The 16966-nt window shown below is 68.0% G+C and carries 19 protein-coding genes and 1 pseudogene; 8 read left to right on the top strand and 12 right to left on the bottom strand.

The window, feature by feature from the left end:
* A pseudogene (locus tag ACE3P6_RS19280) lies at positions 1 to 175 on the top strand (glutamate dehydrogenase); the annotation flags it as partial.
* A 45-nt stretch (positions 176 to 220) separates the two neighbouring features.
* Here ACE3P6_RS19280 and ACE3P6_RS19275 read toward each other — a convergent pair.
* Complete coding sequence (locus ACE3P6_RS19275; RefSeq protein WP_374398061.1) at positions 221 to 886, bottom strand: cation transporter; 666 nt, start codon at positions 884 to 886, stop codon at positions 221 to 223.
* 79 nt (positions 887 to 965) lie between these two features.
* Between ACE3P6_RS19275 and ACE3P6_RS19270 the strand changes: the two genes are divergently transcribed.
* From ACE3P6_RS19270 to ACE3P6_RS19240, 7 genes are all read left to right on the top strand, one after another.
* Positions 966 to 1406 carry a helix-turn-helix domain-containing protein gene (locus ACE3P6_RS19270; RefSeq protein ID WP_374398060.1) on the top strand — a complete coding sequence of 147 codons (441 nt, stop codon included), beginning with the start codon at positions 966 to 968 and terminating at the stop codon, positions 1404 to 1406.
* 98 nt (positions 1407 to 1504) lie between these two features.
* Positions 1505 to 2035, top strand: a complete 531-nt coding sequence (locus ACE3P6_RS19265; protein ID WP_374398059.1) for a Dps family protein — start codon at positions 1505 to 1507, stop codon at positions 2033 to 2035.
* A 124-nt stretch (positions 2036 to 2159) separates the two neighbouring features.
* Complete coding sequence (locus tag ACE3P6_RS19260) at positions 2160 to 3410, top strand: sarcosine oxidase subunit beta family protein (RefSeq protein WP_374398058.1); 1251 nt, start codon at positions 2160 to 2162, stop codon at positions 3408 to 3410.
* A gap of 174 nt (positions 3411 to 3584) precedes the next feature.
* On the top strand, positions 3585 to 3848 hold the full coding sequence (locus ACE3P6_RS19255; protein ID WP_374398057.1) for a sarcosine oxidase subunit delta: 264 nt from the start codon (positions 3585 to 3587) through the stop codon (positions 3846 to 3848).
* A complete protein-coding gene (locus ACE3P6_RS19250) occupies positions 3845 to 6754 on the top strand; it encodes a sarcosine oxidase subunit alpha family protein (protein ID WP_374398056.1) in 2910 nt (969 codons plus the stop codon). The genes ACE3P6_RS19255 and ACE3P6_RS19250 overlap by 4 nt, the downstream gene beginning before the upstream one ends.
* The gene (locus tag ACE3P6_RS19245) at positions 6747 to 7292 is read left to right on the top strand and encodes a sarcosine oxidase subunit gamma (protein WP_374398055.1); all 546 of its coding nucleotides are present in this window, start codon (positions 6747 to 6749) and stop codon (positions 7290 to 7292) included. Before ACE3P6_RS19250 ends, ACE3P6_RS19245 begins: the two co-directional genes overlap by 8 nt.
* Before the next feature lie 93 nt (positions 7293 to 7385).
* Positions 7386 to 8573, top strand: a complete 1188-nt coding sequence (locus ACE3P6_RS19240) for a DegT/DnrJ/EryC1/StrS family aminotransferase (RefSeq protein ID WP_374398062.1) — start codon at positions 7386 to 7388, stop codon at positions 8571 to 8573.
* A gap of 162 nt (positions 8574 to 8735) precedes the next feature.
* On the opposite strand, the gene plsY is transcribed toward ACE3P6_RS19240, so the two are convergent.
* The 11 genes from plsY to ACE3P6_RS19185 all read right to left on the bottom strand — a co-directional run bounded on the left by plsY (position 8736) and on the right by ACE3P6_RS19185 (position 16892).
* The gene (gene plsY, locus ACE3P6_RS19235) at positions 8736 to 9350 is read right to left on the bottom strand and encodes a glycerol-3-phosphate 1-O-acyltransferase PlsY (protein WP_374398054.1); all 615 of its coding nucleotides are present in this window, start codon (positions 9348 to 9350) and stop codon (positions 8736 to 8738) included.
* 3 nt (positions 9351 to 9353) lie between these two features.
* A complete protein-coding gene (pyrC, locus tag ACE3P6_RS19230; RefSeq protein WP_374398053.1) occupies positions 9354 to 10628 on the bottom strand; it encodes a dihydroorotase in 1275 nt (424 codons plus the stop codon).
* A 62-nt stretch (positions 10629 to 10690) separates the two neighbouring features.
* Positions 10691 to 11218, bottom strand: coding sequence for a hypothetical protein (locus ACE3P6_RS19225; RefSeq protein ID WP_374398052.1), 528 nt, complete (start codon positions 11216 to 11218; stop codon positions 10691 to 10693).
* Positions 11215 to 11655 carry a hypothetical protein gene (locus ACE3P6_RS19220; RefSeq protein WP_374398051.1) on the bottom strand — a complete coding sequence of 147 codons (441 nt, stop codon included), beginning with the start codon at positions 11653 to 11655 and terminating at the stop codon, positions 11215 to 11217. Before ACE3P6_RS19220 ends, ACE3P6_RS19225 begins: the two co-directional genes overlap by 4 nt.
* Positions 11656 to 11770: 115 nt before the next feature.
* Positions 11771 to 12316: a hypothetical protein gene (locus tag ACE3P6_RS19215; RefSeq protein WP_374398050.1), complete on the bottom strand. Its 546-nt coding sequence runs from the start codon at positions 12314 to 12316 to the stop codon at positions 11771 to 11773.
* A gap of 100 nt (positions 12317 to 12416) precedes the next feature.
* Positions 12417 to 13379, bottom strand: coding sequence for an aspartate carbamoyltransferase catalytic subunit (locus ACE3P6_RS19210; RefSeq protein ID WP_374398049.1), 963 nt, complete (start codon positions 13377 to 13379; stop codon positions 12417 to 12419).
* A gap of 141 nt (positions 13380 to 13520) precedes the next feature.
* The gene (gene moaB, locus ACE3P6_RS19205) at positions 13521 to 14063 is read right to left on the bottom strand and encodes a molybdenum cofactor biosynthesis protein B (RefSeq protein WP_374398048.1); all 543 of its coding nucleotides are present in this window, start codon (positions 14061 to 14063) and stop codon (positions 13521 to 13523) included.
* A gap of 2 nt (positions 14064 to 14065) precedes the next feature.
* On the bottom strand, positions 14066 to 14695 hold the full coding sequence (locus tag ACE3P6_RS19200; RefSeq protein ID WP_374398047.1) for a LysE family translocator: 630 nt from the start codon (positions 14693 to 14695) through the stop codon (positions 14066 to 14068).
* Between the two features lie 6 nt (positions 14696 to 14701).
* Positions 14702 to 15265 (bottom strand): hypothetical protein, encoded by a 564-nt coding sequence (locus ACE3P6_RS19195; protein WP_374398046.1) that lies wholly within the window; start codon positions 15263 to 15265, stop codon positions 14702 to 14704.
* Complete coding sequence (locus tag ACE3P6_RS19190; RefSeq protein WP_374398045.1) at positions 15262 to 16053, bottom strand: uracil-DNA glycosylase family protein; 792 nt, start codon at positions 16051 to 16053, stop codon at positions 15262 to 15264. Before ACE3P6_RS19190 ends, ACE3P6_RS19195 begins: the two co-directional genes overlap by 4 nt.
* 44 nt (positions 16054 to 16097) lie before the next feature.
* Positions 16098 to 16892 carry a protein-disulfide reductase DsbD domain-containing protein gene (locus ACE3P6_RS19185; RefSeq protein WP_374398044.1) on the bottom strand — a complete coding sequence of 265 codons (795 nt, stop codon included), beginning with the start codon at positions 16890 to 16892 and terminating at the stop codon, positions 16098 to 16100.
* Between the last annotated feature and the right edge of the window lie 74 nt (positions 16893 to 16966).

Genomic DNA, 16966 nt, shown 5'->3' with positions numbered 1-16966 from the left:
CGGCTCGGACGAGCTGGCGCTGGTGCGCTCGGGCCTGGACGACACGATGCGGACGGCCTACCAGGCGATGCGCGAGATCTGGCACTCGCGCCAGGACGTCGAGGACCTGCGGGTGGCCGCCTACATCGTCTCCATCGGTCGAGTCGCACAGACCTACAGGTCAAAGGGACTGTAAGGCCGCAGGGCCGACCCGGGTGCCGGGTCGGCCCGACCGCGAGGGCTAATGGGCGTGGCCGTGGTGGTGATCATGGTCCTGCGGATGGTCGTGGCCCGCAGCGACGTGGCGCAACTCGGCCCGGGCGCGGGCCAGGATCTGCCAGGCCGAGGACAGGAACAGCCCCGACATTGCGGCGGCGACCGCCAGGTCGGGCCAGGGCGTCGCGGTCAGGCCGACCAGCAGGGCCGCACCCATCACCGCCACGTTGCCCACCGCGTCGTTGCGCGAGCAGAGCCAGACCGAGCGGACATTGGCGTCGCCGTCGCGGTAGCGCATCAGGATCAGCACGCTGGCGAGGTTGGCCGCCAGTGCCAGCGCGCCGACCACGCCCATGACTTCCGCGCGGGGCAGGCCGGGGCCGAAGACCAGCCAGAGCGTGGAGCCGAAGACCCAGAGCCCCATCGTCAGGAGCGACAGGCCCTTGACCAGCGCCACCTTGGCCCGCAGCCGGGCGGCGCGGCCGATGACCCAGAGGCTTGCGCCATAGGTCAGCGCGTCAGCGAGGAAATCCAGCGCATCGGCGCGCAGGGCCTGCGACCCGGCCAGCGCCCCGGCGGTGATCTCGACCGCGAACATGACGGCGTTCAGCGCGATCACCGCCCAGAGCGCGCGGCGATACCCGGCAGAGGTGCCATCGAAACTGACGTTGTGTCCGCAACTGGCCGACATTTTCCTGCTCCATCCTTGATCTGTCGAATCGGCGATAGCATCTACAGTGACTGTAGAGGCAAGCGGAAAGGTGGGCGTGATGCGCGACGTGACGATCGGCGAGGCCGCGAGGGAAAGCGGGGTCAAGGTGACGACCATCCGCTTCTACGAGGAGCGGGGCCTGCTGCCCGCGCCGCCGCGCAGCGAGGGGGGCCAGCGGCTCTATGCGGCGCGCGACCTCGCCCGGCTGCGCTTCATCCGCCATGCCCGCGACCTGGGCTTCGGGATGGAGGCGATCCGGGGGCTGCTGGAGCTGTCGGCGCATCCCGACCAGCCCTGCGCCGCTGCCGACCGACTGGCCGAGGAGCGGCTGACCGACGTGCGCCGCCGGATCGACGCGCTGAAGGGGCTGGAGTCGGAACTGGAGCGGATGCTCGCTGCCTGTCGGGGCGGGCGGGCGGAACGCTGCGCGGTGCTGGAAAGCCTGGCCGACCATGCGCATTGCCGCGGACCGCATGACGCGGCGGCGCTGAACGGCTGAGGGTGCGAAGGGGCGCGGCATCGTCGCCGGGAACCACCTGACTGCGTGCCGGGTTGCCTTGCCGACCCCCGCCGGGGGCAAGATCGAGGAGCACGACAATGGCGAACACGACGCAAGCCCAGCCCGCGCGGGGCAGGCTGAAGACCCCGTCCGACCTGGGCGACAATGCGGTCAAGGACATCTCGGCGGCGCTGAACGGGCTTCTGGCCGACAGTTTCGCGCTGTATTTCAAGACCAAGAACTTTCACTGGCATGTCTCGGGCCCGCATTTCCGCGACTATCACCTGATGCTGGACGAACAGGCGGCGCAGATCCTGGCGGGGACGGACGACATTGCCGAACGCGCCCGCAAGATCGGTGGCGCGACGCTGAAATCCATCAACCAGGTTGCGGCGATGACGCGGGTGAAGCCGAACGAAGCCGGTTATGTCGAGCCCGCCGACATGCTGGCCGAGCTGATGGAGGACAACAAGGCCTATGTCGCGGCGCTGCGCGAGGTGCATGACCTGTGCGACGAACACGGCGACGTCGCCACGGCGAGCATGATCGAGGTCTGGATCGACAATGCCGAGCGCCGGGTCTGGTTCCTGTTCGAGACCCTGCGTCCGGCACTGAGCGGCGGGCATTGAGCGGCGAGGGCCGGGAACCGCCTTCCGCGACGTCTTTATGTCGCGGCTGGCAAAGGTTTGAACGGTTGGCGGTTGAATAACTCCTCCTGACCCGCTTTGATGGCCGGGTCAGGGGAGTTGATCCATGCGCTATTCCGGCCTCAAGGTCATCACGGAAGGGTTGTTCGGCAACAAGGGCTGGACGCCCGCCTGGCGCGACCCGGCGCCGAAGGCGGACTATGACGTGGTGATCATCGGCGGCGGCGGGCACGGGCTGGCGACGGCCTATTACCTGGCGAAGAACCACGGGATCACCAATGTCGCGGTGCTGGAGAAGGGCTACCTCGGCGGCGGCAACGTGGGGCGGAACACCACAATTGTTCGGGCCAACTACTTCCTGCCGGGCAACAGCGAGTTCTATTCGCATTCGCTGAAGCTGTGGGAGGGGCTGGAAGCCGACCTCAACTACAACGTCATGCATTCGCAGCGGGGGCTGATCAACCTGTTCCATTCGGACGGGCAGCGGGATGCCTTCGCCCGGCGCGGCAATGCGATGATCAACCAGGGGGATGACGCGATCCTGCTGGACCGGGACGGGGTGCGGGAGCATCTGCCCTATCTGGATTTCGAGCAGACCCGGTTCCCGATCTATGGCGGCTTGCTGCATCCGCGCGGGGGATCGGCCCGGCACGACGCGGTGGCCTGGGGCTATGCGCGGGGGGCGGACAAGCGCGGGGTGGACCTGATCCAGAACTGCGAGGTCACGGGGATCGACATCGAGAACGGGGTGGTTCGCGGCGTGCAGACCACCCGAGGAGCGATCCGGGCGAAGAAGGTCGGGATCGTGGTGGCGGGGCGGTCAAGCCAGGTGGCGGCGATGGCGGGGATGCGGTTGCCGATCGAATCGCACATCCTGCAGGCTTTCGTGACCGAGGGGCTGAAGCCGGTGATCAACCATGTCGTCAGCTTCGGGATGGGGCATTTCTATATCAGCCAGTCCGACAAGGGCGGGCTGGTCTTCGGGGGTGATCTCGATTTCTACGCCAGCTACGCCGCGCGAGGGAACCTGCCGATGGTCGAGCATGTGATGGAGGCGGGGATGACCCTGATGCCGATGATCGGCCGCGCCAAGGTGCTGCGGTCATGGGGCGGGATCATGGATATGTCGCCGGACGGCTCGCCAGTGATCGACAAGACGCATGTCGAGGGGCTGTTCCTCGACTGCGGCTGGAACTACGGCGGGTTCAAGGCGGTGCCGGCTTCGGGCTGGTGCATGGCGCATCTGATGGCGACCGGCGAGCCGCATGAGGTGGCGCGCAAGTTCCGGCTGGACCGGTTCGCGACGGGGCATCTTCTGGATGAAGAAGGCACCGGCAGCCAGCATAACTTGCATTGAGATGGCGATGCGCATGGACCTGACGGCGGCCCCCCACCCCCGGCCCCTCCCCACGAGGGGGAGGGGAGGCGCTTGGCCTCGGCGGCGCGCAAGGAACGCATCGGTGCGCCTTGCCGCAGCGTCGGATGCCTCCGGCGGGGATATTATTGCAAAGATGAAAGCGGAGGCCGGGAGATGCGGCTGACTTGTCCCTTGTGCGGCACCCGCGACCGGCGGGAGTTCTATTACTACGGGGCGGAGGATTTCCTGCACCGTCCGGCGGAGGGCGCTCCGCTAACCGACTGGGACAACTACCTGCACCTGCGGGACAATCCGGCGGGAGTGACGAAGGACCTCTGGTATCATGAGGCGGGCTGCGCGCAGTGGCTTCTGGTCACGCGGAACACGGTCACGCATGAGAGCACGGGCGTCGAACTGGTGGCGGAGAGGGCGAAATGAGGATCGACGGCAAGGGCCTCATCGACCGCACGAAGCCGGTCCGCTTCCGCTTCGACGGCAAGGATTACGCCGGGTACAAGGGGGATACGCTGGCCTCGGCTTTGCTGGCGAACGACGTGCGGCTGATGGGGCGGTCGTTCAAGTATCACCGCCCGCGCGGCGTCCTGACGGCGGGGTCGGAGGAGCCGAACGCGCTGGTCGAGGTCATCGGCGCCACCAACCAGACGCCGAACGTGCGGGCGACGGTGCAGGAGGTGTTCGAGGGGCTGGTCACGCAAAGCCAGAACCGGCTGGGATCGCTGAAGTATGACCTGCTGGCGGTGAACGACTACCTCGCGCCCTTCCTGTCGGCGGGCTTCTACTACAAGACCTTCATGTGGCCGCGCGCCTTCTGGGAGGGGCTGTACGAGCCGATCATCCGCCGCGCGGCGGGGCTGGGCAGCCTGTCGGGCAAGCATGACGAGGGGACCTACGAAAAGGCCTTCGCCTTCTGCGATGTGCTGGTGATCGGCTCGGGTCCGGCGGGGCTGATGGCGGCCTTGACCGCTGGCCGTGCGGGGGCGGATGTGATCCTGTGCGAGGAGAGCCATGCGCTCGGCGGGCGTTTGCTCTCCGACAACCAGACCGTTGGCGGGATGGCGGCGGGCGACTGGGTGGCGCAGGTGGTGGCGGAGTTGCAGGCGCTGCCCAACGTGCGGATCATGGCGCGGACGACGGTGACGGGGGCCTATGACAACGGCACCTATGGCGCGCTGGAGCGGGTGGGGCTGCACAAGCCCGCGCGTCCGAACCTGCCGCGGGAATGCTTCTGGCGGATCGTGGCGCAGCATGCGGTGCTTGCCTCGGGGGCCTTGGAACGGCCCGTGGCCTTCGAGAACAACGACCGGCCGGGGATCATGATGGCCTCGGGCGTGCGGACCTATCTCAACCGCTATGGCGTGGTACCGGGCAGGCGGGTGACGCTGTTTGCCAACACCGACCAGGCGCGGGGCGTGGCGCGGGAGCTGATGGCGGCGGGGGTGACGGTGGCGGCGATCATCGACCCCCGGCCCGAGGCCAGTGCGGTGGAGGATTGCCCGGTGCATGTCGGGGCCGAAGTGGTGGGCAGTCGCGGGCGGCTGGGGCTGTCCGGCATCCAGGTGCGCAAGGGGTCGGAGGTCATCGAGATCGAGACCGACTGTCTGGCGATGTCGGGCGGCTGGAACCCGACGCTCCACCTGACCTGCCACATGAACGGACGGCCCCGGTGGAGCGAGGAGCTGGCGGCCTTCGTGCCGATGGAGGGCGCGGTGCCGGGCCTTGTCGCGGTGGGGGCGGCGAATGGCTCCATGTCCACCCACGGCGCGCTGGCGACGGGCCATGCGGCGGCGGTGAAGATGGTGGAGGCTTTGGGGCGGAAGGTGTCGGTCCCGGTGCCCGAGGCGGAGGATGCGCCCTATCGGCTGAAGGCGCTCTGGGCGGTCGAGGGCAAGGGGCGGGCCTGGCTCGACTTTGCCAATGACGTGACGACCAAGGACGTGAAGCTGGCGGCGCAGGAAGGCTATCGCAGCGTCGAGCATATGAAGCGCTATACGACGCAGGGCATGGCGCCGGACCAGGGCAAGAATTCCAACGTCGGGGCGCTGGCGGTGCTGGCGGATGCGACGGGGCGGGCCATTCCCGAAACCGGGACAACGACCTTCCGACCGCCCTATACGCCGGTGTCGATTGCGGCGATGGGGGCCGGGGGCCGCGCCGAGGGCTTCGCGCCGCAACGCTTCCTGACCAGCGACCAGGCGAGCCGCGACCGCCATGCGCCGATGATCGAGGCGGGGCTCTGGTATCGCCCGTCGTATTTCCCGAAGCCGGGGGAGGCCACCTGGCGCGAGGCCTGCGACCGCGAAGTGAACATGGTGCGGCAGGCGGTCGGCGTGGCCGATGTCTCGACGCTGGGCAAGATCGACATTCAGGGCAAGGATGCCGGGCGGTTCCTCGATTTCGTCTATACCAACACCTTCTCCACCCTGCCGGTGGGCCGGGTCCGCTATGGGCTGATGCTGCGCGAGGACGGGCTGGTGCTGGATGACGGCACCTCGGCGCGGTTGGGCGAAGATCACTACCTGATGACCACCACCACGGCGGCGGCGGGGCTGGTGATGCGGCATCTGGACTTCGTGCATCAGGCCTTCTGTGCCGACTGGCAGGTGCGGTTCATCAGCGTGACCGAAAGCTGGGCGCAGTTCGCGGTGGCCGGGCCGATGGCGCGGGCGCTGGTCAATTCCTTCCTGGAAGTGCCGGTCGAGCTTCCCTTCATGGGGGTGGCCCCGGTGCGGATCGGGGGCGTCGACGGGCGGCTCTTCCGCATCTCGTTCAGCGGGGAGGAGGGCTATGAGCTGGCCGTGCCTACCCGGTTCGGCGAGGCATTGTTCCGCGACCTGCTGGCCCGGGCCGAGACGATGGGCGGCGGTCCCTACGGGATGGAGGCGCTGAACGTCCTGCGGATCGAGAAGGGCTTTATTACGCACGCCGAGATTCATGGCCGGGTCACGGCCTATGACATCGGCATGGAGAAGATGGTCAGCGCGAAGAAGGACTGCATCGGCAAGGCGGCGGCGACGCGGCCCGGGATGTGGGGGCCAGAGCGCGAGCAGCTGGTCGGCCTGAAGGCGCAGGCGCCGATTTCTGCGGGGGCGCATCTCTTCGTGCCGGGGCAGGAGGTGCACCGCGAGACGGATCAGGGCTATGTGACAAGCGTGTGCTGGTCGCCGACGGTGGGGGCCTTCCTGGGGCTTGGCTTCCTCAAGGATGGCCGCGCCCGGCTGGGCGAGAAGATCCGGCTGGTCGACCACCTGCGGGGCCTCGACGTGATCTGCGAAGTGGTGAACCCGGTCGTCCACGACCCGGAGGGGGAGAAGCTGCGTGCCTGAACTCATCGCGAAATCCGCCCTTGAGGGGCGCAGCCTGACGCTGGGGACGGTGACCTTGGCCGAGGTGGATGTCGGGCCGATCTCTTCGATTGCCGTGTTCCCCGGCGGGGGAAAGGCCGTGGCGAAGGGGTTGAGGACCCTGGGTCTGGCGATGCCCGAGCCGAATGCCTTCGCCGAGAAGAAGGGCGCGCGGATCGTCTGGACCGGGCGGGAGCAGGCCTTCCTGATGGGGGCCGAACCGCCCGCGCTGGAGGGGGCGGCGCTGACGGACCAGTCGGACGGCTGGGCGGCGCTGGCGCTTTCGGGGGCGGGTGCGGTCGACGTGCTGGCGCGGCTGGTGCCGGTCGACCTGCGGTTGGCGGCCCTCCCGGTGGGTCGGGTGATCCGCACGCAGTTGAACCACATGAACGTGGTGATCCTGCGCACGGGTGATCATGCCTTCGAGATCCTGGGGTTCCGGTCGATGGCCCGCACGGCCTGGCACGAGCTGGAGACCACAATGCTTATGGTCGCGGCGCGCGCGGGGACGAAAATCTAGGCGGAAAGCTGCAAGGGGAAGATTTTGTCACTGGCGCGTGATCTGACAGGAGTTTACATCTTTTCTTAACGCGAGATTAAGAAAAGGTGCATGATGGCTCCCGACGGTCAGACCCTGGCTCCGAACGTCTATGATGCCGAGCCGATCCCCGAAGCCGCGCGGGCCGAGATCGAGCGGCTGCTCTCCTCGGGCGACCTGTTCCGCTATACCGCGCCCTCGGATGCGCCGGTGGCCCTCTTGGAAGCCGAGTTCGCCGAGCTTCTGGGTGCCCGCTATGCGCTGGCCGTGTCGTCCTGTTCGGCGGCGCTGTTCCTGTCCTTGAAGGCGCTGGACCTGCCTGCGGGGGCCAAGGTGCTGATCCCGGCTTTCACCTTCGCGGCGGTGCCGTCCTCGGTCGTCCATGCCGACTGCGTGCCGGTGCTGGTCGAGGTCGGAGAGAACTACCGCGTCGACATGGCGGATTTCGCGGCAAAGCTGCCGGGCGCGGATGCGGTGATGATCAGCCACATGCGGGGGCATACCTCGGACATGGACGCGATCATGGCCTTGTGTGACGCCGCCGGGGTGCCGGTGATCGAGGATGCGGCGCATTCGCTGGGGACGGTCTGGGGCGGGCGGAACATCGGGACCATCGGTCGTGTCGGCTGCTTCAGCTTCCAGTCCTACAAGCTGGTGAACGCGGGCGAGGGCGGGATCATGATCACCGACGATCCCGAAGTGGCGGCGCGGGCGATCATCATGTCGGGGGCTTACGAGACCAACTGGAAGAAGCATCCGGGGCTGACCAATTCCTGCGCACATTGGCAGAACAAGCTGCCGCTTTATAACCTGCGGATGCAGAACTTGTCGGCGGCGGTGATCCGGCCGCAACTGCCGCTGGTGGCCGAGCGGGTGGCGAAGGGGCGGGCGGGGCATGACCGGGTGGCGGGCGTCCTGAACGGTTCGGCGCATCTGGCCGTGCCGGAGGCTTTGGGGCCGGAGAGCCGCGCGCCGGATTCGATCCAGTTCAACCTGCTGGGCGACTGGTCGGATGCCGAGGCGGTGGCTTTCCAGGCGGCGGCGAAGGCGCGGGGGGTCTCGGTGCAGGTCTTCGGGCTGAGCGAGGGCAATGCGCGGGCGTTCTGGAACTGGCAGTTTTTAGGGGAGACCCCGGAATTGCCGCAGACCCGGGCCATGTTGATGCGGGCCTGCGACGTGCGGCTGCCGACGCGGCTGACGGAAGGTGAGCTGGACTATATCGCGGCGGCCATCGTCGATGCGGCGGTCGAGGTGCGCGGCTAGGCTGCCCAGCGGGCCTGTTCGCCTTCGTTGCTTCGTCGGGAAAGGCCGTGCGGCGGTACGAAATCTTCGGCGGGCGGAAGTCGGAGGCGTTGCCGGACCGTAAACGCCCACAAATAACCCGTTGATTCCGTTGATTTCGGAAGCCACGTCCTGCGCGGACTGTCAGCCCTTCTTCTGTCCGATCCGCGGCTCTGTCCCCGCCTTCAACCGGCCGAGGTTCGCCGAATGCCGGACATAGACCAGCACGGTCAGGACCAGCGCGAGGACCAGCAGGCTCCCGTCGGTCCACCACAGGACCCACAGCCCCGCGCTAGCCGCCGCGAACAGCGCCGCGATCGAGGAATACCGCGTCGCTACCGCCGTCACCAGCCAGGTCAGGCAGAGGCAGACCCCGACCCGCCAGTCGAGTGCGAGGAAGAGGCCGAGGAAGGTCGCCACCCCCTTGCCGCCCTTGAAGCCCAGCCAGACCGGATAGAGGTGCCCCAGGAAGGCCGCCAGCCCCGCCACCTGTGCCGCATCCTCGCCGCCCACCAACCAGCGGGCCATGAGCACCGCCAGCGCCCCCTTGCCGCCGTCGAGGAGCAGCGTCGCCAGGGCCGCCCGCTTGTTCCCGGTCCGCAGCACGTTGGTGGCCCCGATGTTCCCCGACCCGATGGAGCGCAGGTCGCCCAGGCCCATCGCCCGCGTCACCAGGATGCCGAAGGGGATCGATCCCAGCAGGTAGCCGAGCACGGCAGTCAGGAGCAGCATCCCCTGCGAGGTCACGAAATCAGGCATGTCTCACTCTTCCGCCGCAAAGACCTGCATCCCGCCGACCCAGGTGGCCAGCACCTTACCCTCCATCCGTGCGCCGTCAAACGGAGTGTTCTTCGACTTCGACCGCAGCTTGAAGCGGTCCATCAGAAAGGGGGCGTCGGGGTCGAAGAGGACAAGGTCCGCAGGTGCCCCAAGGGCCAGCCGCCCCTGCGGCAGCCCCAGCCGGTTCGCCGGATTCAGAGCCATCGCGCGGAAGAGCGAGGGCAGGTCCAGATGCCCGGCGTGGAAAAGCCGCATCGCTGCCGGGAGGAAAGTCTCCAGCGCGACGGCCCCGGCAGCGGCGTCCTCGAAGGGAAGCCGTTTCGATTCCTCGTCGGCGGGGGTGTGCAGCGAGGAGATCACGTCGATGGTGCCGTCCGCTACAGCCGCGACCATCGCCAGCCGGTCCGGTTCCGACCGAAGCGGCGGGGTGAACTTGAAGAAGGTCCGGTAGTCGCCGACGTCAAATTCGTTCAGCGTGAGGTGGTGGATCGAGGTCCCCGCCGTCACGTCCAGCCCGGCGGCCTTGGCCCGGGCCAGCGCGGGCAGGGCGCGGGCGGTGGTGATCTGGTCGGCGTGGTAGCGGACGCCGGTCATCTCGACCAGCGCGAGGTCGCGTTCGAGGCCCATCCGTTCCGCCATCGGCGAGACGGCGGGGATGCCGCGCAGCGAGGCGAACTTGCCCGAGGTTGCCGAGGCGCCTGACGACAGGCCGGGATCCTGCGGGTGGCCGACGACCAGCGCGCCCAGCGAGCGGGCATAGCTCATCGCGCGGGTGATCGCCTTGGCCTCGGTCGAGACGCGGAACACATCCGAAAAGGCAATCGCCCCGGCATCGCGGAGGAAGCCGATCTCGGTCATCTCGCGCCCCTCGCGCGCCTTGGTCAGCGCGGCCATGTGGCGGATGCGCACCGGGGCTTCCGCCGCGCGGCGGGTGACGAATTCCAGCGTTTCTGGCGTGTCGATGGCGGGGGAGGTGTCGGGCCGGGCGATGATCGTCGTCACGCCGCCTGCCGCCGCCGCCTGACCCGCCGAGCCGAAGCTTTCGCGGTGCCGTTCCCCCGGCTCGCCGATCTTGACGCCCCAGTCGACGATCCCGGGCGCGAGGCATCTGGCCCCGCAGTCGACGACCCGCGCGCCCTTCGGCGCCTTTTCGTCGCGGGCAAGGATCAGCCCGCCCTTCACCGTCAGGCTGCCCAGGGTGTCCGTCCCGGCCTCGGGGTCGATCAGGCGGGCGTTGGCGAAGTGCAGCGTGGTCATGTCCGGTCCGTCCGAAGGGCTGGCCCGATATGCGACGGCGCGGGCGGGTTGTCCACTGGAACTCAGCCCCGGGCCAGCCAGAACGTGACGCCCGCCACCAGGAGGAGGGCGAGGCCAAGAAGGAGGAAGGCCCGGGTCGGGCGTTGCGGGGTGCGGTCGGGCGGAAGGTTGGGGGTCAGCGTGCCTTTCGCCGCAGCGGTCGGCAGCGGTTCGAAATGCACCGGCGGGCTGGCTTCGGCAAAGGTGCCGACAAGGGTCAGGCGTGGGTCGGGGGTCAGCGTGGCGGCCCGTCCGTGCAGCGCCTTGGACAGCAGGATCAGGACCGGGCCCTGCAAGGTGTCCAGCCGCGCCCGGTCGGCGGCAACTGCGGCGTCGGGCACGCCCAGGCCTTCGGTCAGGTAGCCCGCCAGCCCGACGCCCGACAGGTCGGCCAGATCGAAGATCTCGACGAAGGCAGGGTCGAGGTCAGGGTCGTGCAGAAGATCGGCCACCAGGGCGGCCTTGTCGCGCCGCAGGTCTTCCGGGGTCAGGCGCGCGGTGAAGACGCGAAGTCCGTGCTGGTCATGGGCGGGAATGCTGACACTGGTCATGATCGCTCCGTGATGCGGGTTGCGGTGGCATCGGGGTCGGACTGGTATCGGATAAGCGCGCGGTCGCCGGTCGTGGTGGTGATCTGCACCGCGCCAAGGAAGGGCCGGGCCGAGCGGATGCGGGCCAGCGGGATCGCCCGTCCATCGGGTCCGAGGAGACGGCGGTCGGTCAGCCGCCAGACTTCGGCCAGTGCCTGCGGGGCAAGATAGGCCGCCCGCGCGCCAATGGCCAGAACGGCGCCGAAGGGACCGGCGGCGGGATAAGGGTTGCCCAGGAGGATAAGGAACAGCCCGGCCGCGACGCCAAGCACCACGGCCATGATCAGGTGACTGCGCCAGTAGGCGAGGCGGTCGGCACGGAACTCGGCGACCAGCGTTTCGCCGCCCTGCAATGGGGGGGCGGGGCCGGGGAGGCTGTCGGGTGAGATCCGGGCCATCAGGCGATCCAGACGATGACGGTGGTGAAGACCGCGATGAAGACGAGGACGGCCGCGGCCACCATGCCGCCCTGGCGCATCTCCTGACGTGTGGGCTTGCGGTCGGGGTCGGGGGTCATGCGGGCTTGTCCTGCAAATCGCGGATCATTCCGAACACCTTCTCACCCTCGGCGATGTTTTCAAAGCCTGCCTTCGTCGTGCCGAGGTCGCCGTCCGAGTCCCGCTCAAGCCGGGCGTGCAGCCATATGGTCGAGGCGCGTTTGCCCGGTTCCAGTTCCAGGTGGGTCGAAGGGGTGATCGGGTAGACCTTGAGGCTGGGGAACCGCCCCGTCCGCTGCACATAGGCCGCGCGTGTGCTGAGCGCGTAGCGGATGTCGCGGGACGCGGTGCGGGCCTCGACCAGCGGGCCGAAGACGAGGAAGGCCCCGAGGGCGGCAAAGGGCAGGCCGAAGGCGGTGAGGAAGAGCGCGAGACCGGCGTCCGATAGGGTGGGGGCCTGGGTCAGACGGTGCAGGCCGAAGAAGAAGCAGGCGATGCCGATGATCAGGAAGGGCAGGCCGAAGATCATCAGAAACACAGCCTTGCCGCGCTGGTGCAGGCCGGGGACGGGGGCGCCCTCCCAGAGCACGGTTTCATTGGGGCGGAGCGGGAGGGGGGTCACGCGGTGGAGGTCGCGCGCCGGAGTCGCGTAGGGTGCGCTACCGCGCGCCGCTCCACCGGGAAGAGGTGCGCTGTAGCGCACCCTACGGCGGACCGGCGCTTCACGCCATCATCCCCACGATCTTCCGCCCGCGCTCGGCCCGCAGGTTCCGCGCGAGAAGGTCCATGCAGGCCATCCGCACGGCCACACCCATCTCCACCTGGTCCTGGATCACGCTTCGATTGATGTCGTCGGCGAGGTCCCCGTCGATCTCTACCCCCCGGTTCATCGGGCCGGGGTGCATGACGATGGCATCCGGCGCGGCGTGGCTGAGCTTCTCGGCATCCAGCCCGTAGCGGTGGTAGTACTCGCGCTCCGAAGGGATGAAGCCGCCGTCCATCCGCTCCTTCTGCAGCCGCAGCATCATCACCACGTCGGCGCCCTTCAGCCCCTCGCGCATGTCGTCGAACAACTCGCAGCCGAAGTCCTCAACCCCCGAAGGCATCAGCGTCGGCGGGGCGATCAGGCGCAGGCGGTTCTCCATTTTTCCCAGCAGGATCAGGTTGCTGCGGGCGACGCGGGAATGGGCGATGTCGCCGCAGATGGCGATGGTCAGGCGCTGGATGCGGCCCTTGGCGCGGCGGATGGTGAGGGCATCGAGCAGCGCCTGCGTCGGATGCTCATGCCGCCCATCGCCCGCGTTCAGCACCGCGCAATCCACCTTCTGGGCCAGCAGGTTGACCGCGCCGCTTGCACCGTGGCGGACCACCAGCAGGTCCGGGTGCATCGCGTTCAGCGTCATCGCGGTGTCGATCAGGGTTTCCCCCTTCTTCACCGAGGAATTCGCCACCGACATGTTCATCACATCCGCGCCCAGCCGTTTCCCAGCCAGTTCGAAGCTGGACTGGGTGCGGGTCGAATTCTCGAAGAAGAGGTTGATCTGCGTCATCCCGGCCAGCACGTCGGACTGCTTCACCGTGCGGCGGTTCAGGTCGACATAGCGCTCGGCCAGGTCGAGGACGGTCGTGATCTCCAAGGGTGCAAGCTGCTCGATCCCCAGAAGATGGCGGGCGCGGAAAGCCATGTTCGTCCCCTTGTCCGGTTTCGCCCTCTATCGCAAAGCCAACGGGGCACGGCAAGCGGTCTGCTCGTCGGGAACCTCGTTCCTCGCGGGCGCATCCCCGACGAGAAGCCGAAGGCGAACGAGGAGGTTTCCGGCGAGGCGTCACTTCCGCTTCAGGTGCTCTTCCAGGCGCGGCATGATCTCGACGAAGTTGCAGGGCCGGTGGCGGCTGTCGAGTTGCGGCTTCAGGATTTCGTCCCAGGCGTCGCGGCAGGCGCCGGGGCTGCCCGGAAGGGCGAAGAGATAGGTTCCCCCCGCCACGCCCCCGGTGGCGCGGCTTTGCACGGCTGACGTGCCGATCTTCTGCATGGAGACGATGGTGAAGACGGTCCCGAAGGCCTCGATCTCCTTCTCGTAGACCTCGCGGTGGGCCTCGACCGTGACATCGCGGCCGGTGAGGCCGGTGCCGCCGGTGGTCAGGATCACATCCACCTGCGGATCGGCGATCCACCCGCGCAGGCGGGCGGTGATGGCGGGCCGGTCGTCGGTCACGATTCCGCGGTCGGCCAGCACATGACCGGCCTGCGTCAACCGCTCGACCAGTGTGTCACCGGACTTGTCCGTGCCGGGCGTGCGGCTGTCGCTGACCGTCAGCACCGCGATACGGACCGGGTGGAAGGGCAGGCTCTCGTCGATGCGCGGCATCTCTAGCTCCGGGGCATCAGCGCCAGCCGCAGGGCCAGCGCGCCAAAGATCGTGGCGCTGATCCGGGAGAGCCATTTCGCCAGCCCTGCCGAGCGCGCGACGCGCTGGCCGATGGAGCCCGCGAAAATACCGATGGCCCCGTTGACCAGAAGCCCGCCGAAGCTGAACACCAGGCCGAGCGTCAGGAACTGCGGCAGGATTGCGCGCGAGGGATCGACGAACTGTGGCAGGAAGGCGAGGATGAAGAGGATCACCTTGGGATTCAAGAGGTTGACCATCAGCCCTTGGCCAAAGGCCTTGGCGGTGGAAGTCGGCACCACCTTGGCCTCGGCCGCGAAGGGCGAGGCGCGCAGGGCGGCCACGGCGAGCCAGAGCAGGTAGCCGACCCCCAGCCAGCGGATCGCCTCGAAAGCCGCCGGATGCGCCGCAACCAGCGCCCCGAGGCCAAGCGCAGCGAGAAGGGTGTGCACCATCCCGCCCGTCGCGATGCCGAAATTCGCCGCCATCGCGGGCTTCCAGCCGGATTTCAGCCCCTGGCCAAGGCAGAACATCATGTCCGCCCCCGGCGTGAGGTTCAGCGCCAGCCCGGCGGGGATGAAGGCGAGAAGGGTCAGCGGTTCGACGGGAAGCATGGGACCTCAGAAACAGGGGTTCATCACGGGCAGGCGGGGTTCAAAATTCAGGTCTTCCAAGTTTTGCTTGGCAAGAGAGTCAGACAGATTCTTCAACATAACCATGGCATCGGAGTCAGGTGCAGTGATCGCCTTGCAGTCCAGAGGTTTCGCGCCAGCGCCGCCCAAGCGAAACAGGTCGACCGTCTGCCGATGATACCCTTCGACTTCGGCCAAACTTCGCGGCGGCACAGCATTCTCGGCGATGAAGGCTGTCTGCTTCCGCTGAAACTCTGTCAGGTTCGCTGTCTGGTCCTTCGGTAGATCGCAGACTTCGGCCACGGCCAGCAATTCGGAGAAGATCAGCCATGAGCATCCGACCCCTCCCTTCATATCTACTCCGATGCAGCCCTCATCCGAACATGACACCGTGACCCCGTCGCCTAGGTCAATGCTGCGCGTGACTGTGCCCATGGCATCCGTCGTGACCACAATCTTGTCGGCATTCTGCTGGAAAAGAAGCTCATAGTCGATCCACGGCTCGGCTCCGGATGGTGAGGCCAGAAACAGAAGCGAAAAAGCAACCTTCATCCCCGTAGCCTTGCTTGCAGGGACAGGAGGTCCGCCCAGGCCTCGCGCTTGGCGGCGGGGTTGCGCAGGAGATAGGCCGGATGGGTCATCGGAAGAAGCGGCTTGCCAAGGGCCAGCGTCCAGTTCCCGCGGGCCCGCAGGATGCCTTTTGAGCCGGTCAGGGCGAAGAGGGAGGTGTTGCCGACCGCCACGATCACCTGCGGGTCGACCAGCGCAATGTGGCGCTCGACGAAGGGCATCATCATCGCGATTTCCGCCGGGTCCGGGTCGCGATTGCCGGGGGGCCGCCAGGGCATGACGTTGGTGATGTAGAACGCGGCTTCGCTGTCGGGGCTGGTGCGCGACAGGCCGATGGCGGCGAGCATCCGGTCCAGAAGCTGGCCCGCACGGCCGACGAAGGGGCGACCTTCGCGATCTTCCTCGGCCCCCGGTGCCTCGCCCAGGATCAGCACACGGGCCTTCGGGTTGCCGTCGGCGAAGACGGTGTTCCGCGCGCCCTTCTTCAGCTCGCATAGGTCGAAACCGGAGATGGCATCCCGCAGGGCATCCAGCGTCTGCGCGCGTGCGGCGGCTGAACGGGCGGCGGCGGCGGGGTCGGCCTGGACCGGATCAGCGGCGACGGGCGGCGAAACAGGCTTCGCCGACAGTGGCTTGGGGGCCTCCGCCGCAAGCTCGTAGCGGTTGACCGGAGCGTCGAGGATCGTCTCGTCCGCGCCCGCCTCGACCTCCCAGGCGAGAGCGGCCAGCGCGGCGTGCCAGTCGTCAGCGATCTCGGCGGCGATTCCCATGTCGGCAGACTAGGCCCTGCGGGTCAGGGCCACAACCGGGCCGCTCAAGGTGCGGCGGGGCAACCCTTCACCTCGACCGCGCCCCCGGCAGCAAGGATGGTCAGCGTGATCCCGGACCGGTCCAGCGCGAAGGGCGCGCCGTTCGGCGGGACAAGCTCGGCCGAGCTGACCAGCTCTCCGCCCTGGCGCTGGGTGATGGCCTCGGACACCCAGACCTGGCGGTCGGCTGTCTCGAAGGCCACAACCTCTGGACGGCCGGGGTCAGGCAGGCGGACGCGGGCGGTGACGCGCAACCCGTCGGTGATCGGGTCGACCTGGCAGGCGACGAAGGTGACACCCGCCTCGCCCGCCGTCTCGGCCCGGGCCTGCAGCGCGGCCTTGATGCTGGGGTCCGGGGCGCCGGGGGCTGTAAGGTTGGACGTCAGGTCGATGGTGGCGGGCAGGCAGATCTCGTCGCAGACGCCAAGCGCCATGACGACCGACAGCCGGACCGGGCGGGACGGGTCCTCGGGGGTGATTTCCACCGGCAGGACAAGGCGTTCGTGGTAGCCGATGGTCTGCATCCCGTTGGCCTCGAACACCTCGGGCGCGGGCCAGTGCAGGCGGACGGATTTCACATTCTCGGACCCCGACCAGTCGAAGCTGGGCGGAATCCCGGCATCACCCGGACTGCGCCAGTAGGTCTTCCAGCCGGGGGCAAGCTGGAGTTCGACAGCGGCCATGTAGCTGCCGTTTTCCATCTGATATCCGGGCCTTAGCTGGGCGGCAAGCACGTCGTCCTGCGTCGTGGCAAGGGCGGGCGCGGCGAGGAGCGCGAGGGTGGCAGCGGTCTTGATCATGGGGGGAACATAGGAAATGCGGGCGGATTGGGAAATCACCTTTCGGCGAAGCGCCGTGAGCGTGGCGTTTTGGC

Origin of the sequence: Tabrizicola sp. (genome assembly GCF_041911175.1) — a bacterium.
Taxonomy (GTDB): Bacteria; Pseudomonadota; Alphaproteobacteria; order Rhodobacterales; family Rhodobacteraceae; genus Tabrizicola.
Note: the sequence above shows the minus strand (reverse complement) of the source record. Positions and strands in the feature narration are given on the sequence as shown.